Source organism: Alteromonas sp. ABV4_515, assembly GCF_056160345.1.
Genome location: NZ_JBSWWZ010000003.1, coordinates 201,203 through 226,965 on the forward strand (window position 1 = coordinate 201,203; position 25,763 = coordinate 226,965).

Annotated in this window: 22 protein-coding genes and 1 pseudogene; 12 read left to right on the forward strand and 11 right to left on the reverse strand. The window is 46.6% G+C overall.

Features of this window, described 5'->3' with window-relative positions; translation table 11 throughout:
* Positions 1-2: 2 nt before the first annotated feature.
* Together ACXAGX_RS08600 and ACXAGX_RS08605 are read right to left on the reverse strand one after the other, a co-directional pair.
* On the reverse strand, positions 3-806 hold the full coding sequence (locus ACXAGX_RS08600; RefSeq protein WP_474817952.1) for an SDR family NAD(P)-dependent oxidoreductase: 804 nt from the start codon (positions 804-806) through the stop codon (positions 3-5).
* An 11-nt stretch (positions 807-817) separates the two neighbouring features.
* Positions 818-1,804: a zinc-dependent alcohol dehydrogenase family protein gene (locus ACXAGX_RS08605; protein WP_474837761.1), complete on the reverse strand. Its 987-nt coding sequence runs from the start codon at positions 1,802-1,804 to the stop codon at positions 818-820.
* 112 nt (positions 1,805-1,916) lie between these two features.
* Here ACXAGX_RS08605 and ACXAGX_RS08610 point away from each other — a divergent pair, with 112 nt between their 5' ends.
* Both ACXAGX_RS08610 and ACXAGX_RS08615 read left to right on the forward strand, forming a co-directional pair.
* Positions 1,917-2,843 carry a LysR family transcriptional regulator gene (locus ACXAGX_RS08610; protein ID WP_474817950.1) on the forward strand — a complete coding sequence of 309 codons (927 nt, stop codon included), beginning with the start codon at positions 1,917-1,919 and terminating at the stop codon, positions 2,841-2,843.
* Positions 2,844-2,862: 19 nt separating this feature from the next.
* A pseudogene (locus ACXAGX_RS08615) lies at positions 2,863-3,114 on the forward strand (endonuclease III); the annotation flags it as partial.
* Positions 3,115-3,143: 29 nt separating this feature from the next.
* Here the strand turns inward: ACXAGX_RS08615 and ACXAGX_RS08620 are convergent.
* Entirely contained in the window at positions 3,144-4,028 is an 885-nt protein-coding gene (locus tag ACXAGX_RS08620; RefSeq protein ID WP_474837763.1) for a LysR family transcriptional regulator, read from the reverse strand.
* Between the two features lie 106 nt (positions 4,029-4,134).
* Between ACXAGX_RS08620 and ACXAGX_RS08625 the strand changes: the two genes are divergently transcribed.
* A complete protein-coding gene (locus ACXAGX_RS08625) occupies positions 4,135-4,626 on the forward strand; it encodes a VOC family protein (RefSeq protein WP_474837765.1) in 492 nt (163 codons plus the stop codon).
* Positions 4,627-4,675: 49 nt separating this feature from the next.
* Here ACXAGX_RS08625 and ACXAGX_RS08630 read toward each other — a convergent pair whose 3' ends face one another.
* On the reverse strand, positions 4,676-5,170 hold the full coding sequence (locus ACXAGX_RS08630; RefSeq protein ID WP_474837767.1) for a retropepsin-like aspartic protease family protein: 495 nt from the start codon (positions 5,168-5,170) through the stop codon (positions 4,676-4,678).
* A gap of 376 nt (positions 5,171-5,546) precedes the next feature.
* Between ACXAGX_RS08630 and ACXAGX_RS08635 the strand changes: the two genes are divergently transcribed.
* Positions 5,547-5,843: a hypothetical protein gene (locus tag ACXAGX_RS08635; protein ID WP_139138932.1), complete on the forward strand. Its 297-nt coding sequence runs from the start codon at positions 5,547-5,549 to the stop codon at positions 5,841-5,843.
* Between the two features lie 260 nt (positions 5,844-6,103).
* Complete coding sequence (gene glpQ / locus ACXAGX_RS08640) at positions 6,104-7,111, forward strand: glycerophosphodiester phosphodiesterase (protein WP_474817941.1); 1,008 nt, start codon at positions 6,104-6,106, stop codon at positions 7,109-7,111.
* Between the two features lie 49 nt (positions 7,112-7,160).
* Here glpQ and ACXAGX_RS08645 read toward each other — a convergent pair whose 3' ends face one another.
* Positions 7,161-8,024: a flagellar protein MotY gene (locus tag ACXAGX_RS08645; protein WP_474817940.1), complete on the reverse strand. Its 864-nt coding sequence runs from the start codon at positions 8,022-8,024 to the stop codon at positions 7,161-7,163.
* Positions 8,025-8,264: 240 nt separating this feature from the next.
* On the opposite strand from ACXAGX_RS08645, the gene rnt reads away from it, so the two are divergent.
* The gene (gene rnt, locus ACXAGX_RS08650) at positions 8,265-8,900 is read left to right on the forward strand and encodes a ribonuclease T (protein WP_070123645.1); all 636 of its coding nucleotides are present in this window, start codon (positions 8,265-8,267) and stop codon (positions 8,898-8,900) included.
* Positions 8,901-9,021: 121 nt separating this feature from the next.
* On the opposite strand, the gene ACXAGX_RS08655 is transcribed toward rnt, so the two are convergent.
* The gene (locus ACXAGX_RS08655; RefSeq protein ID WP_070123643.1) at positions 9,022-9,627 is read right to left on the reverse strand and encodes a peroxiredoxin; all 606 of its coding nucleotides are present in this window, start codon (positions 9,625-9,627) and stop codon (positions 9,022-9,024) included.
* 225 nt (positions 9,628-9,852) lie between these two features.
* Here ACXAGX_RS08655 and ACXAGX_RS08660 point away from each other — a divergent pair, with 225 nt between their 5' ends.
* Entirely contained in the window at positions 9,853-10,047 is a 195-nt protein-coding gene (locus ACXAGX_RS08660; RefSeq protein ID WP_070123642.1) for a bacterioferritin-associated ferredoxin, read from the forward strand.
* A 106-nt stretch (positions 10,048-10,153) separates the two neighbouring features.
* On the opposite strand, the gene ACXAGX_RS08665 is transcribed toward ACXAGX_RS08660, so the two are convergent.
* The 5 genes from ACXAGX_RS08665 to ACXAGX_RS08685 all read right to left on the reverse strand — a co-directional run bounded on the left by ACXAGX_RS08665 (position 10,154) and on the right by ACXAGX_RS08685 (position 18,485).
* Positions 10,154-12,964, reverse strand: coding sequence for a TonB-dependent receptor plug domain-containing protein (locus tag ACXAGX_RS08665; protein WP_474818397.1), 2,811 nt, complete (start codon positions 12,962-12,964; stop codon positions 10,154-10,156).
* 424 nt (positions 12,965-13,388) lie between these two features.
* Entirely contained in the window at positions 13,389-14,456 is a 1,068-nt protein-coding gene (locus tag ACXAGX_RS08670) for a FecR family protein (protein WP_474837769.1), read from the reverse strand.
* A gap of 3 nt (positions 14,457-14,459) precedes the next feature.
* A complete protein-coding gene (locus ACXAGX_RS08675; protein ID WP_070123639.1) occupies positions 14,460-15,020 on the reverse strand; it encodes an RNA polymerase sigma factor in 561 nt (186 codons plus the stop codon).
* A 142-nt stretch (positions 15,021-15,162) separates the two neighbouring features.
* Positions 15,163-17,733: a TonB-dependent receptor plug domain-containing protein gene (locus ACXAGX_RS08680; RefSeq protein ID WP_474837771.1), complete on the reverse strand. Its 2,571-nt coding sequence runs from the start codon at positions 17,731-17,733 to the stop codon at positions 15,163-15,165.
* A 401-nt stretch (positions 17,734-18,134) separates the two neighbouring features.
* Positions 18,135-18,485, reverse strand: coding sequence for a Grx4 family monothiol glutaredoxin (locus tag ACXAGX_RS08685; RefSeq protein ID WP_070126931.1), 351 nt, complete (start codon positions 18,483-18,485; stop codon positions 18,135-18,137).
* Positions 18,486-18,830: 345 nt separating this feature from the next.
* Here ACXAGX_RS08685 and sodB point away from each other — a divergent pair, with 345 nt between their 5' ends.
* The 5 genes from sodB to ACXAGX_RS08710 all read left to right on the forward strand — a co-directional run bounded on the left by sodB (position 18,831) and on the right by ACXAGX_RS08710 (position 25,756).
* Positions 18,831-19,412 carry a superoxide dismutase [Fe] gene (sodB, locus tag ACXAGX_RS08690; protein ID WP_474817937.1) on the forward strand — a complete coding sequence of 194 codons (582 nt, stop codon included), beginning with the start codon at positions 18,831-18,833 and terminating at the stop codon, positions 19,410-19,412.
* Between the two features lie 235 nt (positions 19,413-19,647).
* Positions 19,648-21,570, forward strand: a complete 1,923-nt coding sequence (locus ACXAGX_RS08695) for a PrkA family serine protein kinase (protein ID WP_474817936.1) — start codon at positions 19,648-19,650, stop codon at positions 21,568-21,570.
* Positions 21,571-21,629: 59 nt separating this feature from the next.
* Positions 21,630-22,916 carry a YeaH/YhbH family protein gene (locus tag ACXAGX_RS08700; protein WP_070126934.1) on the forward strand — a complete coding sequence of 429 codons (1,287 nt, stop codon included), beginning with the start codon at positions 21,630-21,632 and terminating at the stop codon, positions 22,914-22,916.
* Position 22,917: 1 nt separating this feature from the next.
* A complete protein-coding gene (locus ACXAGX_RS08705) occupies positions 22,918-24,438 on the forward strand; it encodes a SpoVR family protein (RefSeq protein WP_474837773.1) in 1,521 nt (506 codons plus the stop codon).
* Between the two features lie 31 nt (positions 24,439-24,469).
* On the forward strand, positions 24,470-25,756 hold the full coding sequence (locus tag ACXAGX_RS08710; RefSeq protein WP_474817934.1) for an NAD(P)/FAD-dependent oxidoreductase: 1,287 nt from the start codon (positions 24,470-24,472) through the stop codon (positions 25,754-25,756).
* Positions 25,757-25,763: the final 7 nt, after the last annotated feature.

Here is a 25,763-nt window from a genome sequence, read left to right on the forward strand (position 1 = left end):
TTTTATCCAAATTGGGTGTAGAAGCTTTCCAAAATTGTCATTAACGCTTTATTCTTCTCTGAATTTGCAGCATCAACGTGAGGCACTGAAAACGTTTTAGAATCGTTATCGAAATACCGGCCGGAGCTTTCTGCAAACTTATCAGAGAGCGATGCTTTAACTAATATTTCAGCACCGATCCCGATATCGTTTCCTGCCAAACCAAAACCTTCTTTAACCATTTTACTAGCCAATAATGAACCGGGGTTAACCGCTAATACAACCTGGTCTGACTTTAGTTCATGGGCTAACTCTTGTGACCATATAGTAATGGCCAATTTACTTTGAGCATAAGCCTGAAAGTCATCTGTAATCGTCAAACTCCCTCGCATAGCTTCGAGGTTGACCGGCGCTTGTGCAGCAGATGACAAATTAATAATTCTCCCATTATCTTTTAGCACTGGCAGTAACCCTTTGGTGATGATGAAAGGGCTAATCGTATTAACGACAAACCTTACATCCACCCCGACACCGCTAACAGGCTTATCCGTCTTGAATACGCCTGCATTGTTGATAATAATATCTAGCGATTGATGACATTTTTTTATATTGTCCACTAACTGCGCCACTTGATAAAAGTCTGAGAGGTCAGCCTTATAAGTGTCTATTTCAATATTTGGAGCAATCTCTAATAGCAATTTGTGAGTCTTTTTCAGCTTGTCTGCATTTCGTCCGTGAATAACCAGGTTGTGTCCTAAACCAGCCAATATCTGCGCGGTTTCTAGACCAATGCCATCTGTCGCACCTGTGATTAATATGGTTTTCATTTCATCCCTCTTCACACGCTGATCACAACTTTGCCCATGGCTTTTCCACTAGATAATCGTTCATGTGCTTTTCCCGCTTCATTTAGTGAAAATGATTGACTGTCCAGAACAACTTCAAGCTCTCCCGCTTCAACAATTCGGGCTAGCTCCTTAAGTATGTCAGAGTGATCTTCCCGATTTACATTGTGGAGCATAGGTATCAGCATAAATACCACATGCAAAGACAAACCTTTGAAATGAGCTAACGATAAATCTAAGTCAAGCATTGCAACAGTTGTGGCAATGTGTCCGTTTAAAGCAGTCGCCTCAAACGAGTTCAGCATGTTTTCACCACCAACCGAGTCGAATACAACATCATAGCCAATTCCTTTAGTATATTTTTCTACATATTCGGCTACGTCTTCTGTTTTATAATTTATAGCGGTGGCACCTAACTTACTGATAAGAGCTAGCTGCACATCTCCCCCTCCTGTTGAATAAACCTCAGCGCCAAAATATTTTGCAAGTTGAAGCGCTACGTGACCAACACCTCCTGAGCCACCATGCACCAGCACTTTTTGGCCTTGTTTAACACCCGCACGGGTTAGCCCTTCATAAGCAGTAATACCCACTAATGGCAGTGCGGCAGCTTGTTCCATGGATAAATTCCCTGGCTTTTTAGCTATAAGTCGAAAATCCGCAGCGATATATTCTGCTAATGTCCCGGGCAGATCAGCAAGCCCACCAGCACACCCATACACTTCATCTCCTATTTTGAAATCTGTCACGCCATCGCCCACTTCTTCTACTATTCCGGCGAAATCCATTCCCAAAATAGCAGGCGCTGAAGGGGACAAAGGTAACTCGCTGCCCATTTGACGGATCATTGTGTCCACGGTATTCACACTTGTGGCTTTTATATTCACCAACACATGCATCGGTTTCACTTCTGGTTTGCCGACATGTTTAAGTTCAAATACCTCTGGTCCACCAAATTTGTTAACTACCATTGCTCTCATTTTGACTCTCCGGTTACGCTCTGTTCATGTTTAAGCTAAAACGAGTATAATCTTCAAAGGGGATGTTGATAATTGCCCAAAATAAATAATCACTTTCAACAAAAAGTTTATAATGAATATTGAGTATCTAAAGCTATTTGTTAGAGTAGCCACTACAAACAACATAAGCTCTGCAGGCGCTGAACTTGGCTTATCTGCCGCTGTGGCGAGTAGCCATATTAGAAAGCTGGAAGAAAGTTTGGGCGTAAGGCTTTTTCATAGAACAACAAGAAAGATATCTTTAACTGAAGATGGCGTCGCATTTCTTCATCATGCTGAAGACGTAATTGCTAGCGTGGAAGCGGCTGAAGCATCGGTGGGAGTTGGGAACTTAAAGCCAAGTGGAACGTTGCGTGTTGCTGCTCCAGCCTCATTTGGTCGCATGCATATATTGCCTGCGATGAAAGGCTTTATGAATGAATACCCTAATCTAAAAATAGATTTAAAACTGTCCGATACCATAGTTGATTTAGTAGAAGGCGGTTTTGATATTGCCATCCGAAATTCGCAATTAAAAGACTCAACACTAATAGCCAAAAAACTAGTAAACGATAGACGGATTTTATGTGCGTCCCCTGAGTACATATCTAAATATGGTTCTCCTGCCTCACCCATGGAACTGAGAGATCATAACTGTATAACCCTCTTAAATTTAGATCATTGGGCATTTAAGGGTGGCAATGAAACGCTAAATATTAAAGTCACCGGCAACTTTAGTACCGACAACGGGGAAGCAATACGTGACGCTTGCTCATATGGCATAGGTATAACTGTCAATTCAACCTGGAGTGCCTATCAACAATTAATTAATGGTGAGTTAGTAGAAGTATTATCCGAATACCCATTGATTTCTGAAACCGCTATTTGGGCGGTTTACCCAAGCTCCAGACAATTAGCACCTAAAGTCAGAGCGTTTATTGATTACTTTTCGAGTTACTTTAATAGTGAACCGTATTGGGATGAAAAGCTTAAACAGCACCTCCAGCCACACTCTGTTTAATCAATAGCTACTTTAATTATCCTTTAGCTGGCCCACGATAGCTGTCGACACCCACATTTTCCGGGTATCAAATCGCACCAAATTCGCCATGGGCAAGAATGTAGACCGAGTGGAAGAAAAGCTGCTTAAAGTGGTCCCCAAAGAATTTAAAGTCGATGTACACCACTGGCTTATTCTTCATGGCCGCTACACCTGTATCGCTCGCAAACCCCGTTGCGGCTCCTGCATTATTGAAGATTTGTGTGGGTTTAAAGAAAAAACTGAGATTTAGTGGCGCGTCAGCACGGGGAATCGCCACATTCACCAAACCATTTCAATCACCTGATTGACGGTATCAAAACGTGCTGGTAGCACTCTGTTTCTTTTTGTAATTCGATAGAGCTCTTCGATTACAGGCCGTACAGGCGGCACGATCTGCAACTGCGCGTTTAACGGAAATGCTGAGACCGCACTTTTCGGAAGCACCGTAAACCCGATGCCCTGTGCAATGGGATACAAGATCTGGCCAATTTGGTTAACCGCGCCAACTACCGGTATATCGCTGATATTAATTTTCAACAGCGATGGTTCCTGGCATTGACTAAAATAAAGCGACAAATAATGTATCGCGTCTGGGTGTGATATCAGGCCGGTTTGCATCAGTATGGCGGCTTTATCCACGTTTAAATCGGTTTCTTTGTGGACCACCAAACAAAGCTCTTCCTCACCCAGTTTATTGGAATCAAATAATTGTGAATGATTAATATCGGTGACAATCCCCATGTCCACGCGATGATCCTGAACATCTTGCAGTATTTGATGATTTGGCGCGGCAACAAACCGAATAGACAATTGTCGGTACCGGCTTTGCAAATCAACCAACTGAGGGTAAAGCAATAGCGCCACTGAGCCAGAGCTGGCAATGGTGATGTCTCCCACGTGAGGATCATCAAAAGCAAGTTGCTCGAACAGACTATGTTCCCGTGCCGCCAACCCCTTTGCATAGCGATAAACCAGTTTGCCCTGCTCAGTCACATCAAAAGATTTATTCTCGCGCCTAATCAGCACATGGCCACATGCCTGCTCAAGCTTGTTGATATGCTGACTCACACCCGGCTGCGTCATAAACAGCTTTTCTGCCGTGTGGGTAAAATGCCCTGTATCCACCAGCGTGACAAAGGTGTGTAACCAAATCGGATTCAACATAGAAATACCATAACAGAAAATTATTAATTTAATTATTAATGATAATTTCACGTAATCAAGTAATTTCCTTACGCTTGCTCATGTTGTTTTAGTTGAGGAGAACATTATGAAAATGAATCACGTGGGCATTATGGTTGGCGACATGGATAAGGCCGTTGAATTCTACACCAACGCGTTAGGCTTTAGAATTGTGATGAACAACACCAAGGTTATCGAAGAGCGAGAATCAGCCATTGGCCGGATGTGCACCGCGGTATTCGGCGAAGGTTTTAAGGGTTTCAATATTGCTCACCTAGTTACATCCGACGGGATCGGAGTCGAGTTGTTCGAAATGGTAGACCGTGAAGAACGCCACCAGGTAGACTTCTCACGCCTTGGTATCTTCCACTTCTGCGTACAGTTACCCAAGGAACAGTTCAATACGGCGATTCAGCGTGTTGAAGCGTATGGCGGCAAAGTGCGTATGGATATCCACCGCTATCATCCTGATGATGAGCTTAAACAAGCACAAATGGTGTATCTTGAAGACCCATTCGGCAACTTGTTTGAGTTTTACTCCCATTCCTATGAAGATACTTACGCATCGGATTACGAGTGATACGCAAGCCCTAATACGGCTGATGCATGTTACCCGTTAATGCCAGTATTTAATCCTGCAAGCATCCTGACAGTGTTATTTGTTCCGCTGTCAGGGTTAGCGGTGCCGCTTTCAGTAGTGCGTTCACACCAAGAATATTACTGCCTCTTGGCAGTACAGAGACATCCACCGGCCCAACTTCGCAATGCCCACCAATACGTACTGAATCGAGACGATATTGAGACACCGTGACAATTTTGCCGTTGGCCATTCGCGCAGCGGCTTTACTGGTTGCAGTCAGCTTTTTGTTTCGATTTAACGCTTTGAAGGTTTGCTCATTAAGTGTCAATAAACTGGACCCCGTATCGAGCAGGAATGATGCTTTAACCGCCGAGTCGAGCGTGGCATCCAGATACAATGTACCGCCCGCATGTTGTTGTAGACTGATGGTTTGCTCACTGGCTAGCGCATGCATCGACAGCAATGTTAGCGCGAATATCAGTACGCTTTTTAATGGGCTCTTTAATAGATTAAACGACTGTGCACGGTTACTCAGGGGTTTCATGATCATTGTCCTGTTTATTAACCCTAATTACACAGCAACTATATGGCCAGTATGTAAGTGCCTGATCTCACAGACATCAAAGTCTTCAGCAAATTGGCTATCGCCCCACTAACGAGCACCGCACAACGAGATTGCACCACCAAAAAGCAAATCTCATGAAAATGCGCCTATAATGGCCTAATCAGATAGCAATCATTACCAGAATAAATAAATATTGATAGAATAAAGCTATCACCAGATAGGATTGTTTGTTAACTATTTGTTTATCACAATAACTAAGCACCATATTGATGCAAAAACAGATAAGGACACCATGATGAAATTTGCGCTAAGATTAGCCACATTCGCTTTTGCCTCTTCAATGAGCAGCTTAGTAATGGCAAGTAACGATCAAGACACCATCGACATTCAAGTTGTAGATTACTCTGGCAAGCCGCCGTTCAAGCGTGTAGTTAAAACGGTACCGGTTTCCGACGTTGCTCAACTCGAAGCACTCGGAGAAGCCGCCACAGAGTACGTGGAAGTAAAAGAAGTCATTAAACGCGGCAAGCCTCCCTATCGACGGGTTACCACTCGCATGCCAGTTTACGATGTAGCGCAGTTAGAATTACTTGAAGATGAGGACAAACCCAAATTAAAAGGTAATCGTCCTCCTTTTAAGCGTCATAAGTAACGAATTGAACGGGTTTGTTTGCCTGCAAACCCGTTCTTTGCCTCTCGTCGTTATTGATAGCATTTCAACCTAGCGCTTAAAATAGCGAATACTCCCCCTCTTAAGCTTTTCACTCAGTCACTTTTGCCGAACCCATTCAGCGCTCTATCTAACCGTTTCTTCTTGAGATAGTGCCACTGCCACATTACTGTCTATAACGCGTGTTAACATTTAAAGCATCGTCATGATCATTCGGCGAGCATCACAAAAAAGGATTACTCGTGTTTACCAGCAAACTAAAAGCCATTGCGTTATCCACAGCGCTGATCACCAGCCAAGCCAGCGCCTTCGATATCATTGCCCACCGCGGCGCATCTGGCTATTTGCCTGAACATACCCTGGAAGCTGCTTCTCTGGCGTTTGCTCAGCAACCCGATTTCATCGAACAAGATGTGGTGGCGACGAAAGACGGCGAATTGGTTGTGCTTCACGATATTCATCTGGAAACCGTAACCGATGTGGCTTCGAAGTTTCCCGAACGCTCTCGTGACGATGGCCGTTGGTACGCACTGGATTTTACGCTAGCGGAATTACGTACATTGCAAGTAAAAGAACGGTCGGATACAGATGGAAAACAAGTGTTTGCCAATCGCTATCATGGCAGCAAAGCCCTGTTTACCGTTGCTACGCTAGATGAACACATTGAACTTATCAGTGAACTTAACCGCGAGTTCAAAAGCAATATTGGCTTTTATACTGAAATCAAATCCCCTGCCTGGCATAAAAAAGAAGGCGTAGATATCAGTCAACAACTACTGGACACATTGGCGCGCTACAATCTCAATGGCAAAAATGCGAACATTTATGTGCAGTGTTTTGATTTTGCTGAAGTGAAGCGCTTACGCAACGAGCTTGGTTTTAAAGGCAAGATTGTCTTACTGCTGGCCGACAACAGTTGGGGCGAGTCTGCGACCGATTATCAGGCGCTGCTAACCCGACAAGGCATGCAGGATATAGCAAAATACGCCGACGGCATTGGCCCCTGGTTCCCACAGCTATTAGACATGAAAGCGCTGCAGCAAGGTAAGGTTGTTCCGAGTCCCTGGCTGGCAACGGCAAAAAAAGAAGGCCTGGTTATCCACCCTTATACATTTCGGATTGATGCACTCCCCACGGGAATGACTGCAGAGCAGATCCTTGGATTATTAACGGGACCACTGGCAGTAGATGGCGTATTTACCGATCAAATTCCCCCCGTGAAGAATTTTCTGCGACAAAGTGGTAAATAGCAAAACGCCGGCAGTCTTGCCGGCGTTTTAGTTTCTCACTGTGGCGTGTCTATCCTTTGGACAAGCGCACTACAACCCTACGGTTCATTGCCCGTGAATCGGCATTGGTGTTTGGTGAAATGTGGCGTTTCTCACCATGCCCGGTAACTTCAATTCTCTCAGCATCCACCCCCATAGAGGTGAAGAACGACTTTACCTGCTCCGCACGACGAATAGAAAGCTGCTCGTTGCTATAGCGACTTCCATAGCTATCGGTGTAGCCATCGAGAAGTACTAACTCCAATTCTTTATCTTCTTTTAAGTACTCGCCAATCATACTCAATCGCTTTTGCGAGTATTTTGTGAGGTCAACACTGCTTTTCTCGTAGGACAACACGGTATAGGCAATATCGTCGAAATTGTAAGGCAGGAGCTGCGAAACGCATTTCACAAAATTTCGATATACAGGTGTAAAGTTACTGGCATTCAGTGCCACGGCAACTTTATCGTACTCGTTATACCAATCTTTGTAATAAATCGTGGGCCAGTAACCCTTTTCAAGCTCGCTTAGCATGGTCCATGCAGCTTGCTCAGGTAAGTCGCCGTTGTATTGGGTTCGCAGCGTCATGTCGGCAATATTCTTGGGCATTGCTCCTGGCATCCAGGTAGGCGGCACGGAATACACCGCAGCGACATCGAATTTTTTTGGCAACAAATCCATGTCCAGTTCAAATTCCATGTTTAACTGTTTGGAAGCCACACTTGAAAATAGCGCATCGCCATAGCCCGGCACGGTGTGAGCAAGAGTGCACTGAAGGCGCGTTTGCTCTTTCAGCATCCAGTCAGATGCTTCTACGGGAGCGGCATACTGCCGCATTGCGCCCATTGCTGGCGCACTGATCAATAAGATGCCGATTAATACCTGTCGAAACATATTCCGCCCTGCTACAAAAGATGATCTGCACTTTCTTTATCGCCACGATGAGAAAAAAGTTTAGCACAGCACAACAACAATTCGCGTATTCGCAGCATTGCTTAGTTTTCAAAGGTAGATACCCAAAGCAGTTCTTGCGATAATCACGCCTTTCGCCATGATATTCCTGAACGCCCAGGCTGGTTTTTCAGCGACTATCTGTAAAATGCACGCCTTTATTATCAAGGATTTCTGCTGTTTATGTCTGAAAATGCCAATGTACTGAAGCATCGCTTTCGCGGTTATTTCCCCGTCATTATTGATGTGGAGACTGCCGGTTTCAATGCCGCCACCGACGCCCTGCTTGAAATTGCTGCGGTGACACTTCAGATGGATGAAAACGGCGATCTACACCCTCATAAAACCGTACACTTTCATGTTAACCCGTTTGAAGGGGCGAACCTCGAACAGGCTGCGCTGGATTTCAACGGTATTGATCCTCATTGTCCATTACGCGGCGCCCTTGATGAAACCGAAGTCATGAAGGAAGTGTGCAAGCAAATCAGAAAACTGCAAAAAGATGCTGACTGTCAACGCTCGGTCATTGTTGCCCACAATGCGACCTTTGATCAGAGTTTTGTGAATGCTGCTATTGCGCGAAGCAATATCAAACGCACGCCATTCCACCCTTTCGTCTCGTTTGATACCACTACCTTAGCAGGCCTTGCTGTAGGGCAAACCGTACTGGTAAAAGCCTGCCGTGAAGCCGGCATCCCGTTTGATCAGAGTGAAGCACATAGCGCGCTCTATGATGCCGAAAGAACCGCTGAGTTGTTCTGCTACATCGTTAATCGTTACAAATCACTAGGTGGATGGCCTGTAGCCGAGAACGCTTAAGCCGTTGACCAACTGACAAACACTGGAACATTTGGGTAATAGTTTGTCTTCCGAGAAGCGCTAGAAACAAAAACGCCGCGATGATTTTCATCAGCGCGGCGTAGAGGTATCACACCGTCGATTAAAGCTTGTCAGCTTCTTCTGACAGGTATTTAGCAACACCTGCTGGGGATGCGTCCATGCCAGACTTACCTTCAGTCCAACCTGCTGGACATACTTCACCATGCTCTTCATGGAAGCTCAGTGCGTCAACCATACGCAGCATCTCGTCGATGTTCCGACCCAGAGGCAGATCGTTAACCACCTGGTGACGTACATTGCCTTCACCGTCGATCAGGAAAGAACCACGGAACGCTACACCTGCTTCTGGGTGCTCAACGTCATATGCCTGGCAGATTTCATGCTTAACGTCAGCAACCAGTGTGTACTTAACCGGACCAATACCGCCTTCATTTACTGGCGTGTTTCTCCACGCATTGTGAGAGAACTGAGAATCGATAGATACACCAATCACTTCTACACCGCGCTTCTGGAACTCTTCGTAACGCTTGTCAAAAGCAATCAGTTCAGAAGGACATACAAAAGTGAAGTCCAGCGGGTAAAAGAAGATAACCGCTTTTTTACCTTTAATCGCTTCGCTTAAAGTGAAAGTATCAACGATTTCACCACTGCCTAAAACAGCTGCTGCAGTAAAGTCAGGGGCCGGACGGCCTACCAGTACGCTCATTGTTTGCTCCAAATTTTTTCAGATTGTTATAGTTTTGCCATTGCGGCACTTTCAATATAGGTGCGGATAAATGAAAGCCAAGTATTCTGTTGTCAAAATCTATCGATGTTATTAATCGCCACTGTATTTAGTCTAAAGTTTAATCATAAAAATGATCTTTCCACCTTGCCAAACATACAAATAGCAATTATTATCATTAACGATTTAATTTAACGGGTTGGTAGTATGTTTGTTTGCATGTGTTATGGCGTAACAGATAAAGACATCAAAAATGCAGTAGAACAAGATGGCGTAGGTAACATCCGTGAACTTCGTCAGCAACTCGATCTGGGTAATCAATGCGGAAAGTGCATTCAGATGGCTCAGCAAATTATCGATTCAACAATTATCGATGAAACGTTATTCAAAGAGGTTTGCTAACTAACCTTCCCCTTTATTTCAGTTTTATTTTACGCCTTCCAGGGTTCAGCGCCCTAGCACGTTTAACGCCCTCAAGCTTCTTTCGAACACGAACCTGCACACGTTCTTAAAAATCATATCGCGACTGCAAGTACCAGAATCCGCCGTTCATGCCTGAAGGTGATGTAGGTGGATACAGCGCCCCGACTACATCTGCATAGGGATTAATTTGCGGCGTTGTATTAAATACATTCGAAGCCCCTAACGCCACCGTCAAGTTTTCAGAGTAATGCCAGCTTAATTCCGCATCCAGGGTAATCATGCTGCTACCGTCGATATCCATTCCCGCAGCCGCATCAACATGGTCTTCATAAAACGCGCCATAGTACTTAAGCCGCCAAAGCATAGACCAGGCCTGCCAGTGTTGCTTTAAGGTAGTGGTTATCCGCACGGCGGGAAGGTTGTCTTCCAGCATGCGCACCCGCTGCGGTGTCAGACTAGGCACCAGTAACACTTTACCATCAGGCTGAGTTTGCGGAAAAGCCGAAAGCCGCTTAACCCGCGTATCTGTCCAGTTAAATGATGTCGTTAGCGCATTGGTCACATCCGCCAAATCAAACCGGTAATTCAATACAATATCGACACCCTGTGTCGCAGTATCAAAATCATTGGCAAAATATTTAATCGCGCGATAGTTGTCGGCTTCGGGATTACCTTGTGCGATAAGTTGTTCCACGTCGTCTGCAGTAAGAGGAATGGCGGATGTGGTACTGATACGGTCATACAGACGAATATTGAAATAATCGACGGTGAGATAAAAATCCTCGTCCCAAAAGGCGACCAGTCCAATGCTGCTGTTAATCGATTCTTCTGGGGTTAGCGGTTCGGCACCCAGCATTTGCGAGATAGGATGCGTAGGAGGCAGCGTTGCTTGATCTTCCAGACCCGTTGACGCATAGGCTGTAGTAATGTTGATGACATTGCTCTGCCCCACCGTGGGCGCCTTAAAGCCCGAGCTGAGAGAGCTTCGAAAAGAAACGATATCGTTTAACTGGTATCGCAGATTGACCTTACCATCTAGGGTAGAGCCAAAATCAGAGAAGTGCTCTGAGCGCAATGCGGTGGCAAGTTGCAGATCTTCGCTCAGGAACATTTCCACATCGGCATATAAGGCCCAGTTGTGGCGGCTCCAGTCCCCTGCAGTTACTGGCTGATAACCCGGAAAGCCATTAGAACCAATACCAAAGCCAGGAGAAGTCGCAACTTCTGCATTGTTCGCAAACGGCCCTTCAATCCACGACGCGTCATCCCCTGCCTGCTGGCTATAGCGCTCACGTCGCCACTCCATACCCGTGGCGAAACTGATAGGTTTAGATGTCCAACTGTCTAAGAAGCGAGAAAAATCCAGGTTGATGGTACGCTCTAACTGACTAACTGCACCGGGCGTAAAACTGGTTGGGGTTGCTTCGCCTAGTGAGGGGTTAATGGTGTTATGCAAGCGGTAGCTCACATTCGAATAACCGACACTGGCACTAAGATCAAAAAGCCAATCATCATTGAGCTCACCACGAATGCCCGCAAATGCAGAACCGTCTTTTATCACTCCGCCAAAACGTGGCGTGAAACCACCGGGAAACCACTCATTAAATGCAAAACAGTTCTGGCCCAGCGGAGTAGAATTATCCGCGATTTGCAAATAGGCGGGGTCGTCCAACACGTTGTTGTCGGTGATAAAAATATCGGGACACGTTATCCCCTGCCCTAAGCCATCTTTGTCTGCGACGAGAAGTTTGGCTGTATCACTGTTTGGATCAGCAAAAATCCCCAGTCTGGTATGAGGGTGACGATAGTAAAATCCGCCCTCAATTTCACGACGTGCAGCGGTACCAAACCAATAGACATCGACTTTCTCGGTTAGCGGAACTGCCGCATTAAAAGCCAGTTTGGCGTCGCTATTTACATCCAGCGCTCCCCATACCTGGGAGGGGGATGAAACAAACGTATTACCGGCGTCGATAAGCGCTTGTGCGTCGGCACGCTGCACAGAACGACTCGTGCCATTTCGTTGTTGGTACTCTGCCGTGATATTAAAAAAGCCACTTCCCAATGACGTGCCAAGGTTCCCTTGTAGATGAACCAGTTCACCATCACCTTCATAATACTCACCGGTTTTCGCGCTGAGGTATCCCCCCTCTCGACGATCGTCGAGCACAAAGTTGATAACCCCAGCAATCGCGTCCGAACCGTACTGTGCTGCGGCGCCGTCGCGAAGCACTTCCACCTGTCTCATGGCACCGGCGGGCAAGACTGAAATATCAGGCCCCTGTGCACCATCTGATAAACCGCCGCCCAGGAACGTAATCACAGAAGAGCGATGACGTCGCTTGCCATTAAGTAACACCAGCGTGTGGTCGGCAGCCATCCCTCGCAGATTGGCCGGGCGTACTAAGCTAGCGGCATCGTTAATGGGCTGATCGTTTACATTCAGTGACGGTACAACACCGGCCAACATGCTTAACACATCAGAACTGCCCTGGGCTTGGAGTGTATCACCGGCAATAATGTCTAGTGGCACCGGCGACTCAACCACTGAACGTGGTGCACTGCGGGTGCCTACGATAGCGATGCGTTCAATAGAAAAACCGATGTCATCATTAATGCGGGATTTAGGTGGACGCGGTGGTGGCTGGCGTAACTCAACAATAGGCTTTACGGTTAGCATGCCGGTAGCATCAATCTGCACGGCGAGCTCGGTTCCCTTCAAAAGATGAAGTAACCCCTCCTGCAGGGTAAAAGTACCCGACAAGCCATTAGCTTGCACTTTCTCGGCGAGTTCATAAGGAAACAGTAAAGTGGTATTCGCTTGTTTAGCGAATTCTGTTAACGCAACATCCGCCCGCTGCGCAGGAATGTCGAATTCAATTTTCTGTTGAGCCATTGCAACAGATGCAGCGAAGTAGCTGGCTGCAACTAATCCGGTGATGCGAAGCTGTCGTCTAAGGCGTTGGCTTACTAATGGAAAGCGCATGAACAGGCTAGGTGTCAAAAGTATTAAAAATTAACATTGTCGAATTTTCACTATTACGTGGTTTCGTTATTATTATTCAGCGCTGATTCGCTTACAGGCTATACATATAGTGAGTTACAAAGTATTGATGTTGCTGTTAATGCAGTATAACGACTTTTCTGACTTCCACAACGCTACCTACATACTACGACCGGCACAGTATACCAATGGTCGGAATAATAAAAATTAATACTAAGATAATTTGAGAATTGCCACATCCACTGTGAACGAGGCTAATAAAAATTGATATAAGGCAAAAAAATAGCCGCCCGCTATGAAGCGGGCTACTCTTGAATTAGCTTTCTTGCTCTGACAATTGAATCGTCATAGCATCCACTCGCTTGTGCTCGATATGGAAGCTGTTTTTAAGTGCAGATAGCAGGCCACTGATATCACCTACCTTGAAATATCCAGCCACGCGCTTTTTACGCAGTTCTACGCCATCTATTTCGAAGCTGACAGCGGTGTAACGTTCAATTTCACGTAAAGCATCTTCTAACGCTTCACCTTTGAATACAATCATGCCCTGTTGCCAAGCGAGATCTTGCTCCATGGCATCATCGTCGAGATTTTTCAGATCGCTGAGGATACCGTCGACATTGGCTTTTTCACCAGCGGCCAGTAACTTAAGGTCAGCGCGAGTTGTTCCAGACTTTATTACATCTGCAATTTCCTCCCGGGAAATCGAAGACACTTTATCTTGCACCAGAACTCGCCCTTCAGTGACGACCAATTCAAATGCCTCGTCGTTGGTATACTGCATGTTAAACGCCGTACCGATGGCGGTGACGGTGTTAATACCAGCAGTCACGGTGAAAGGTCTGCTTGCATCGTGGGCAACGGTGAAGTGGGCTTCACCCTTGATTAAATCAATGATCCGCTCGTCTTCATCAAACTTAATGTGAATCGCGGAGTTAGTATTCATGTGCACCACTGAACCGTCGTTCAGGGTCAGGGTTTTCTGCTCACCAATGGCCGTTCCTACTCGCTGGACCAACTGATAGCCGGAATCGCTCTGATTAAGCCAATAGGAATCCACCATCATGGCAGCAGCGGCAACCATCAAAATAAAACCCGCGGCAACGCTCCAGCGTGCCTGGCGCAAAATGCTCTTAGCTTTGCGGGCTTCGCCGTTATATTGATTACGATCTGGGAACAGCCCTTTTAATTCATTAAGTACGCTCAAGTCGTCCCACAATTGAGCCACTTCGAAAAGGATCCTGCGATGACTGGAACTTGCGCCCAACCATGCATGCAGTGATTCGGTCTCTTCACTATTCAAACCGCGATCAATCCGGCTTATCCACAAACACGCTTCTTCGTGGATATCGTCCTTGCTGGTAAATTTACTGACATTACTCATGGCTTAACTACTATGATTGTCCTGATGATGTTTAGGCTTAACGGGTTTGTCTCTGGATGTGTCACCGGATGACGCCAGAAATTTAGAGCACTGTAACAGGCCTTTCGCCACGTGTTTCTCTACAGTACTTTCACTTAGCCCCACAAGCTCAGCAATGTCGCGCTGGCTCATGCCATAAACTTTCTTTAATAAAAATACTCGCTTCACTTCTGGCGACAAAGATTCAGTCGCACGGCAGAAATGAATAAATCGCTCTTTACTTTCGACATGCTTTTCAAGGTTATATCCAATGAGATCATTAGATAGCATGTCCATATCGTCTACCGCCTGATTTAACTGGCTGGCAGCACTGTTCACATGATTAAGCGCAAGGTTTCTTGCTGTTTTGAGCATGTAAGTGCGTTCGTAGCGGATCTCTTGTGTAAGTTCTGCTTCGTAACTTTTTATGAACGCTTCCTGCACGATGTCTTCGATATCATCCGAACTGACAATAGCGCCCACAGCCCGCATCATTTTTGTGCGGTATTTTATAAATGTGGCAGCAATAGTCGACTTTCTGGTCATATTCTCTTCGCAGTATATGTAGCAAAACCGTTACAACACAGGCTATATTGCCAGTTTATTACTACATAAGTCATGCATTTTTTTGTACTTTTTACAGCCAATAAAGGGGGCAAAGCCCCCTTTTAATTGACAGTTCTAGCTATTAGAAGGTGTAAATACCACGAACGTAGTAGAAACCACCATTGATACCCAGTGGTGAAGTTACCGGATACATCGCACCAGCAATCTCATTATCGTACTGCGTATTGCGGTCTGGGTACTCATCCAGCGCATTCTTCGCACCTACAACAACCTGCAGGTCGTCGGTAAAGTGATAACCCACTTCAACGTCTAGGCTCAGCTCAGAACCAATATTTTCGATAGGCAGACCTGAATCCAGGTGATCTTCAAAGATGCTACCGAAATAGTTCAGACGACCCAGTACGCGCCAGTCACCATTAGTGTGGTTGGCAGTAAAGCTCCAACGGGTTGCTGGCAGGTTGTCTTCCAGCATACGTACACGCTCTGGTGTGATGTTGTCTGAAGCTTGGTCAACCGTTGTTGAGGTCCAGTTGTATGCCAGTGAGTACTTGGTTTCACCGCCAAACATGTCCTGGCTGTAGTTAGCAACAACATCAAGACCTTCAGTTGTGGTATCGAAATCGTTAGTGAAGAACTTAACCGCAGAGAAGCTAGACGCATCGCTCACACCTTGTGCCAGCAGTGCTGCAATGTCTTCTTCAGTTAACGCGATTGCTGAAGTTGTACTGATACGGTCAGTCACTTCAATGTGGTAGTAGTCGGCAGTCAAGAACAGACCGTTGTCGAACTCAGCAACAACACCGAAGCTCATAGACTCAGATTCTTCTGGTGTTAATGGCGTACCGCCTTTCTGTACAGAGATAGGATCTGTTGGTGGCAATGTTGCCTGATCTTCCAGCTGACCACTCGCACCAAATGCAGTAGTTACGTTACGCACGGTGCTCTGACCGATTGTAGGCGCTTTAAAGCCAGTAGAGTACGCACCACGCAGTGCAATGTTATCGGTTAACTGGTAACGCGCAGACACTTTACCTTTCGTGGTGTTACCGAAGTCAGAGTAGTCTTCGTAACGTACCGCAGCGGCAACCAGGAAATCATCCGTCAGGTACAATTCAGCATCTAAATAGAATGCAATGTTGTGACGTGATGCTTCGCCTTGGCTCTTGTTAGACAGACCCGGGAAACCGTTTGAACCGATACCGAAGCCTTGTGAAGCCAATGGACCAATTTCATAAGAGGCAATATCACCCGCTTTCGCTTCGTAGCTCTCGTGGCGATACTGGAAACCACCAGCCAGATACAGAGGCTCATTCAGACCCACTTCAATTGGCTTGGTCAGGTCAAGGTCGAAAGTCTGTTCAGACTGAACGTAAGTACCAGGCTTAAACGACGTTGGCGTGTCTGGACCTAAAGAGGGGTTGATGGTGTTTGAAATCGCGAAATCGATTTCGTTCTGACCCAGGTTTAAGCTGATGTCGTAACCAATTTCGTTTGGCAGCTCACCACGGGTACCGAATACCAATGACATATCTTGAACCGTACCACCGAAGCGAGGCGTGAAACCACCTGGGAACATTTCGTTAAATGCGAAACAGTTCGGGTTGTTAGCAACTTCGTTGATGTAACGTGGATTTTCAAGCACGTTGTCGCCTACTTGAATGTCAGTTGGGCAGTTACCAGACATATCGCCTGTCAGGTCGCCAACCAGCAGTAACTGGTTACCGTCGGCATCAGTACCACCGTCATTCACACCGCCACGGTTGTGCGGGTTACGGTAGTAGAAACCACCTTCCACTTCACGCTCTGCGTAGTTACCGAACATGTAGGCTTCGGCGTTATCATTCAGTTCCAGACCTAAGTTCGCGAAGAACTTGATGTCGTCTTTAATTTCAGGCGAACCCCATACTTGGGCAGGATCGGCAACAGCAGTGTTGCCCGCAGCAATCAGGGCCGCTGCGTCGTCACGCTGTACGCTGCGCGATGTTGGATCAGCAGTGCGGTATTCAGCAGACAGGTTAATAAAACCGTTCTCGCTTAACGGAAGGCCGATGTTACCTGAGATTTGCATCAGGTCGCCGTCGCCTTCGTAGTAAGAACCATAACGGGCTTCAACCATACCGCCTTCATCGGCGTCGTTGAGTACGAAGTTAACCACACCCGCGATAGCGTCAGAACCGTACTGAGCAGCTGCACCGTCACGCAGTACTTCCACCTGCTTCAGTGCAGATGAAGGAATAACCGAAATATCTGGTCCTTGTGCACCGTCAGAAAGACCGCCACCCAGGAAAGTGATTACCGCAGAGCGGTGACGACGCTTACCATTTACCAGCACCAAGGTGTGGTCTGATGCCATACCACGCAGGTTAGCCGGACGTACCAGTGTTGATGCATCGTTGATTGGCTGGTCGTTCACGTTAAACGAAGGAACAACGGTCTGCATCATGGAGACCATGTCAGTTGCGCCCTGGTTTTGGAATTCGTCGCTGGAAATGATATCTACCGGTACTGGAGACTCGCCAACAGAACGAGGCGCAGCGCGAGTACCTACAACGGCGATTTGTTCAAAATCTTTCGCTTCGGCTTCGTCAGCTTCCTGCGCATAGGTATTTGCAGATGCGAGCATGCCCACAGCAGCAGATGCTGCCAGTGCAATTCGCACATTTCTGGTCACTTGTGACAGTGAAGTTTTCATAGTGGTTTCCTGGATTTTCGTCATCTGTCCACTGGGTGTTTCTTCGATGTAAAAAAACGTCCCTCAGTGGGTGATAATTTCTGTTTTTAATGTTTAATAATTTTGCAAACTGGCCGTTTGCTGAGGGAACTTATAAATCGCAAATCACTCAAAAACAAACGATTTTAAAGAAATTAAAAATATTTTTTAAAGTGATAGAGGATTTGGTTTTGTGGTTTGTCTATTACTATATTGGCGGCGTTTATACGTCTTAAAAAATGCTATTTTCAGGCTATTTTTTGTACTTTTTTTGGTTATCTCCCTTCGACCAGTTTGTGTCAGATTGACACAAAAAAACCCGGCGATGCCGGGTTTATTTTTTTGTGCTTTTTGCCGCCAAACTGCATTGGCCAGAAAGTCGATTACTCTTCTTCTGTTTTGTACTTTTCTGCAGTTTCTTTGATCAGCGGTTGCAACTCTTGTTGCTGGAACATTTCGATGATGATGTCACAGCCACCTACCAGCTCGCCGTCAACCCACAGTTGCGGAAATGTTGGCCAGTTTGCATATTTTGGCAATTCCGCACGGATATCCGGGTTTTGCAGAATATCAACATAGGCAAAAGGTTCGCCACATGACATCAGCGCCTGTACCGCCTGTGCAGAAAAACCACAGCTTGGCAGTTTTGGGGAGCCTTTCATATATAACAGGATCGGGTTTTCAGCAATTTGCTCTTTGATTCTGTCTACAGTTGATTCGGTCGTATTTTCCATCCAATCCTCTTTAGGTGGTCGGTTTAACTAGTCATTGCATTATGGGTATCCTGACAACGGATTCAAGGGTCAGCCAGAATAAATCCCGTAAAAAGGAAATTTCGTCGCCAGATGAGTGATCTTTATTGCCAGATTGCTATAACACTATTACACAGGCTTTTCTGATATAGGCTAAAGACAATTTTTTGCATTCTCAGAATAAAAATGCATAAATCTGTCATTGAGTTATCAAATTCAACCCTTATATCTGATCCACAGTAATTGACCGTTGTCGTTTTCGCTTTCAGCTTTCTGTTCTGGCCGCGAAATCCGACTTTACTTCCTAGAGAAAAATGGAGAATTCAAATGGCGTTTGAACTACCACCACTGCCGTACGAAAAAAATGCACTTGAGCCGCACATTTCTGCTGAAACGCTGGAATATCACTACGGTAAGCACCACGCTACTTACGTAACTAAGTTAAATGGTCTGGTAGAAGGTACTGATCTGGAGAGCAAATCTCTGGAAGAGATTATCAAAACTTCTGAAGGCGGCGTATTTAATAACGCGGCGCAAATCTGGAACCACACGTTCTACTGGCACTGCCTGAGCCCGAATGGCGGCGGTGAAGCAACTGGCGCAGTGGCCGATGCCATCAAAGCAAAATGGGGTTCTTTCGAAGACTTCCAGGCTGCATTCGACGATAAAGCAGTAAACAACTTTGGCTCTAGCTGGACTTGGTTAGTGAAAACTGCTGACGGTTCTCTGGACATCGTTAACACCAGCAACGCAGGCACGCCTATCACTGAAGAAGGTGTTACACCTCTGCTGACTGTTGACCTGTGGGAACATGCTTACTACATCGACTACCGCAATGCACGTCCTAAGTATCTGGAAAACTTCTGGAAACTGGTTAACTGGGAATTTGCGAACGAAAACTTTGCATAATTAAATGCACCGTTTTTAGTTAAGAATTCTAAAAGCCCGCTGACCAGCGGGCTTTTTGTTACATAAATTTAACCTTTAACTCACTGGCTTTAAAGACAATTCCTTTTTGAAAAGGTTCATTCTTTTATTAGATGAATATTCCGGTTTTTATTACCAAATATCCTGAGAAAACACTTCCAACTTGCTCAAACAGGTCTAAGCTGTAAATACGGGAATCCGTTTTTTGGGGAAATCTATGGGTATTTTCGAGCATTACCAGCAACGTTACGAAGAGCGCCAACAAGAAGAATTCACCATCCAGGAATTTCTGGATATCTGTAAAGACGACCCAACCGCTTATGCAAACTCAGCAGAACGGTTGCTTCAGGCCATTGGTGAGCCTGAAATGGTCGACACTTCCACTGACCCGGCGCTTAGTCGAATATTTTCAAATAGGGTCATTGCAAGGTATCCGGCATTCCATGAGTTTTACGGCATGGAAGAAGCCATTGAGCAGATAGTGTCTTATTTAAGGCATGCCGCTCAGGGCCTAGAAGAGAAAAAACAAATTCTCTACCTGCTTGGTCCGGTAGGCGGCGGTAAATCCTCCCTTGCCGAACGACTGAAAGAACTCATGCAACGGGTTCCCATATACATGTTGAAAGGGTCACCCACCAACGACCATCCATTCTCACTTTTTGATTTACACGAAGATGGCAATATTCTCGAGAAAGAATATGGCATCCCAAAACGCTATCTAAAAACCATTATGTCACCCTGGGCCCGTAAACGTCTGCACGAGTTTGGTGGCGATATCACTAAATTTAAGGTGGTTCGGGTTTATCCTTCTATTCTCGATCAAACCGGTATCGCTAAAACCGAGCCAGGTGACGAAAACAACCAGGATATTTCATCGTTAGTCGGTAAAGTAGACATACGCCGTCTGGAGCAGTTTGCTCAGAACGACCCGGATGCTTACAGCTATTCCGGCTCCCTGTGTAAAGCCAACCAGGGCCTGATGGAATTCGTAGAGATGTTCAAAGCACCGATTAAAGTGCTACATCCGCTGCTTACGGCTACGCAGGAAGGCAACTATAACCCTACAGAGGGTTTCTCTGCCCTGCCCTTCGACGGCTTGATTCTGGCTCACTCTAATGAGTCTGAATGGCAATCTTTCCGTAACAACAAGAACAATGAGGCCTTCCTCGACCGTGTTTACATCGTAAAAGTGCCTTATTGTCTGCGGGTATCGGAAGAGCTGCATATTTACCGCAAGTTGCTTGATAACAGTGAACTCAACGGCGCACCTTGTGCACCAGATACCCTGGAATGCCTGGCCCAGTTTACTGTGTTATCGCGCTTAAAAGAGCCGGAAAACTCCAGCATCTATTCAAAAATGCGGGTCTACGATGGCGAAAGCCTGAAAGACACCGACCCGAAAGCCAAATCCTATCAGGAATACCGCGATTACGCCGGTGTCGATGAAGGCATGGAAGGGTTATCTACCCGATTCGCGTTCAAAATTTTGTCGCGGGTGTTCAACTTCGATCATCAGGAAGTGGCCGCGAACCCGGTTCACCTGTTCTACGTTCTGGAGCGCCAGATTGAGCGTGAACAGTTCCCGCAGGATACCGCTGACCGCTATCGCGAGTTCCTTAAAGGTTACCTCATTCCCCGTTACGTGGAATTTATCGGTAAGGAAATCCAAACCGCGTATCTCGAATCCTATTCAGAGTACGGTCAGAACCTATTCGACCGTTACGTCACCTATGCTGACTTCTGGATTCAGGACCAGGAATACCGCGATCCAGAAACCGGTCAGCTGTTCGACCGCGAATCGTTGAATGCGGAACTGGAAAAAACCGAGAAGCCTGCCGGAATCAGTAATCCGAAAGACTTCCGAAATGAAATCGTTAATTTCGTGCTGCGCGCCCGGGCTAACAACGGTGGTAAAAACCCGGCCTGGACCAGTTACGAAAAACTGCGCACTGTGATCGAGAAGAAAATGTTCTCCAACACAGAAGACTTATTACCTGTCATTTCTTTCAATACTAAAGGTTCGACAGAAGATAAGAAAAAACACGACGACTTTGTTAATCGCATGGTGGAGAAAGGCTATACCTCCAAGCAAGTCAGACTGTTATGTGAATGGTATCTGCGGGTACGCAAAGCGTCCTAGTCTGCTTACGTGGTAGCGGAACAAGACGCATTGTTGTTGAAACCAAATAGTAGGTATCTATGGCGCATTTTATTGACCGAAGATTAAACAGTAAGGGAAAAAGCACGGTAAACCGTCAACGCTTTCTGCGTCGCTACAAGCAGCAGATCAAGCGTGCGGTTTCCGACGCTGTTGGCCAACGTTCAGTGACGGATCTGGAAACCGGCGAACAAATCAGTATTCCGTCAAGAGACATTAAAGAGCCGGTATTCCATACCGGCAAAGGTGGACAGCGTACCGTTGTCCATCCCGGCAACGATCAGTTCACGGCTGGCGACAAAATTGAGCGTCCGCCTTCCGGTGGTGGTCAGGGCCAGGGTGAAGGTGAAGCCAGTGACAGTGGCGAAGGTCAGGACGAGTTTTCATTCTCTATTTCCAAAGATGAATACCTCGACCTGCTGTTCGACGATCTGGCGTTACCCAACCTGAAAAAAAACCAGTTCGACAAGGTCGTGCAGTACGAAACGTATCGCGCGGGTTATCAGACCGACGGTGTGCCCAGTAACCTCGACATTGTTCGCTCACTAAAAGGCTCGGTTGCTCGTCGTATCGCATTAAGCGGCAGCGACAAACGGGCATTGCGGGAGAAAGAGGAGCAGCTTGAAGCACTTAAAGCCGACAAACACGATAACAGCCTTGCCATTCTCGAACTGGAGAAAGAGATAGCTGAGTTAAAAGCGAAAATCGCCCGGGTGCCGTTTATCGACACCTTCGATTTACGCTTCAAAAATTACGACAAGAAAGCCATTCCCACCAGTAAAGCGGTGATGTTTTGTCTTATGGACGTGTCCGGTTCGATGGATCAGGCGACCAAAGACATGGCCAAGCGCTTTTACATCCTGCTTTATCTGTTCCTTACCCGCACTTATGAGAATGTGGAGGTGGTCTACATTCGCCATCATACGCAGGCCAAGGAAGTGGACGAACAGGAGTTTTTCTATTCGCAAGAAACGGGTGGCACCATTGTATCCAGCGCACTCAAATTGATGGATGAAATCATCAAAGAGCGCTATGTGGATACTGACTGGAACATCTATGCCGCTCAGGCATCGGACGGTGACAACTGGGCGGATGATTCGCCCCAGTGTAAACAGATCCTAATGAAAGAGCTGTTACCGGTTACCCGATATTTCGCCTACATCGAAATTACCGAGCGTCAGCACCAAAGTCTCTGGCGCGAGTATCAGCAGGTGGAAAACAGCTGCGAGAATTTCGTTTGTAAGCACATTCAGAGCGTCAGCGACATCTTCCCTGTATTCAGGGAACTGTTTAAGAAATCTGAACAGAGCGCTGCCGCAGGAGGATGATATGTCAAAAACGCAGAAACGTGCGGAAACGCCTTTAAGCGATGGTCCAGACTGGACTTTCGACATGCTGGAAGAGTATGAAACCCATATCGACCGCATTGCGAAAAATTTCAAACTCGACACCTATCCGAATCAGATAGAAGTCATCACCGCTGAACAGATGATGGATGCCTATGCCAGTATTGGTATGCCCATCAACTACACCCACTGGTCCTTTGGCAAAAAATTTATTCAGACTGAACAAAACTACCGCCGCGGCCAGATGGGCCTGGCCTACGAGATCGTCATTAACTCCGATCCCTGTATCGCCTACCTGATGGAAGAGAATACCATTACCATGCAGGCGCTGGTGATGGCTCACGCCTGCTATGGTCACAACTCATTCTTTAAAGGTAACTACCTGTTCCAGACCTGGACAGACGCCAGTTCCATTATCGATTATCTGGTATTTGCCAAAAACTACATCGCCAAATGCGAGGAGCGCTACGGTACCGATGAAGTGGAGAGCATTCTTGATTCCTGCCATGCGTTAATGAACTATGGTGTTGACCGTTACAAGCGGCCGCAGAAAATCTCTCTGCAGGAAGAACAGGCTCGTCAGGAACAACGGGAGAAATACCTGCAATCTCAGGTGAATGAACTTTGGCGCACCGTGCCCGACTCACATGCCGATACCAAACCCAGACAAGCCCGCTTCCCATCGGAGCCACAAGAAAACTTACTGTATTTTATCGAGAAAAATGCGCCTCTGTTGGAGCCCTGGCAGCGTGAACTGGTGCGCATTGTTCGCAAAGTCTCACAGTACTTCTATCCACAGAAGCAAACTCAGGTGATGAACGAAGGCTGGGCCTGTTTCTGGCACTACCATATTCTCAATCAAATGTACGATGAAGGTTTGGTAACCGACCGCTTTATGATGGAGTTTTTGCACAGCCATAGCGGTGTAGTGATGCAGCCTGAGTACAACAGCCCGTATTATTCTGGTATTAACCCCTACGCCTTGGGCTTTAATATGTTCATGGATATCAAGCGCATGTGCCAAAACCCTACGGAGGAAGATAGATATTATCTGCCAGATGTAGCAGGTAAAGACTGGCTTGAAACCGTGCACTTCGCTATGCATAATTTTAAAGATGAAAGCTTCATTAGTCAGTTCCTATCACCCAAGCTGATCCGTGATTTCAAACTGTTCTCCATTGAGGATAACGAAGACAACCCGTACATTAGCGTGAGTGCCATTCATGATGAACAAGGCTATCTGAAAATTCGCGAAAAACTGTCTGCTCAATACAATCTCAGTAATCTGGAGCCGAATATTCAGGTTTATAATGTGAATGTTCGCGGTGACCGCTCACTCACCCTTCGTTATGTGCCACAGCGGGGAATTCCGTTGGCAGACTCGAAAGACGAAGTCATGCGACACCTGTTCCGATTATGGAAGTTTGATGTATATCTTGAGCAAGATACTGGCAACGGCGCAGAGGTAATAGCCAGCTGTATGCGCACGGCCAACGCCGCCTGATAAGCGCAAATAATAAGGAAATTGTTTTATCATGCAGTACGACACTATCGTGCTTGGTGCGGGAGTTGTTGGTGTGTGCACAGCGCTACACCTTCAATCCCGGGGTCATCAGGTTGTTTTACTCGACCGTGACCAGCCCGGTGAAGGTACCAGTTTTGGCAATGCTGGTCTAATAGAACGCTCAAGCGTTATTCCCTACGCATTCCCTCGGGAGTTTGCTGCTCTGCTCCGCTATAGTTTAAATCGGGAAACCGCTGTGCGGTTTAATCCCGGTTACCTGCCGGAAATCGCCCCTTGGTTGTTCCAGTACTGGAAGCAATCCGCGCCCTCACCGCTTAATGCATCAACATTGGCCATGCTTCCGCTTATTGAACGGTGCATTGACGAGCATGACACCCTTGTGCAAAAAGCCGGGCTGTCAGAATTGATTCGCTGTGAAGGTTGGATTGAAATATTTAAGCACGAGCAAGCTTTTAGCCGCGCTCGTTCAGAGGCCCAGGGTCTCGTCTCCTATGGCATAAACTATGATGTGCTCGACCAATCGGCATTACAACAGCGTGACCCACACCTCTCTGACAAGGTCATTGGGGGCATTCACTGGCTTGATCCGAAAACAGTGACCAATCCCGGAGCGCTGGTAAAAGGCTATGCAGCACTCTTTCGCCAACAGGGAGGGATTATTTTGCAGGGTGATGCACGCTCTTTGGCCCAGGGTGAAAATGGATGGCAAGTTGATACCTTAGAAGGGCCGGTTACCAGCCAAAATGTAGTAGTGGCACTCGGGCCACAGTCTGCAGACATTTTTAAGTTATTTGGCTATGCTATTCCGCTTGCCGTGAAGCGGGGCTACCATCGTCATTATTGTATGCAAGAAGGCAAACAATTACATCATTCGGTATGCGACAGTGAAAGTGGCTTTGTGCTCGCGCCTATGGAACAAGGCATTAGGCTAAGCACGGGCATTGAGTTTGACCGCCCCGCCGCGCCAAAAAATGACAGCCAGCTGCGCCGCTGTGAAGCCATTGCCAGAACCTTACTGCCCCTTGGTGAACCAATAGAAGATGAGCCGTGGATGGGTCTTCGCCCTTGCCTGCCGGATATGCGACCGGTAATCGGCGCAGCGCCGCGACATAAGGGCTTATGGTTTAATTTCGGCCATGCCCACCATGGCCTGACGTTAGGACCAGTGACGGGTCGATTGCTGGCAGAAATCATGACCGGTGAAACGCCCTTTACCGACCCTGAGCCCTACAGCGCGACCCGTTTTAGTAAGTCCAAAGCAGCTTCCAGTCAAACAGAAACCACTTTATTGAGTTAACCCTTCG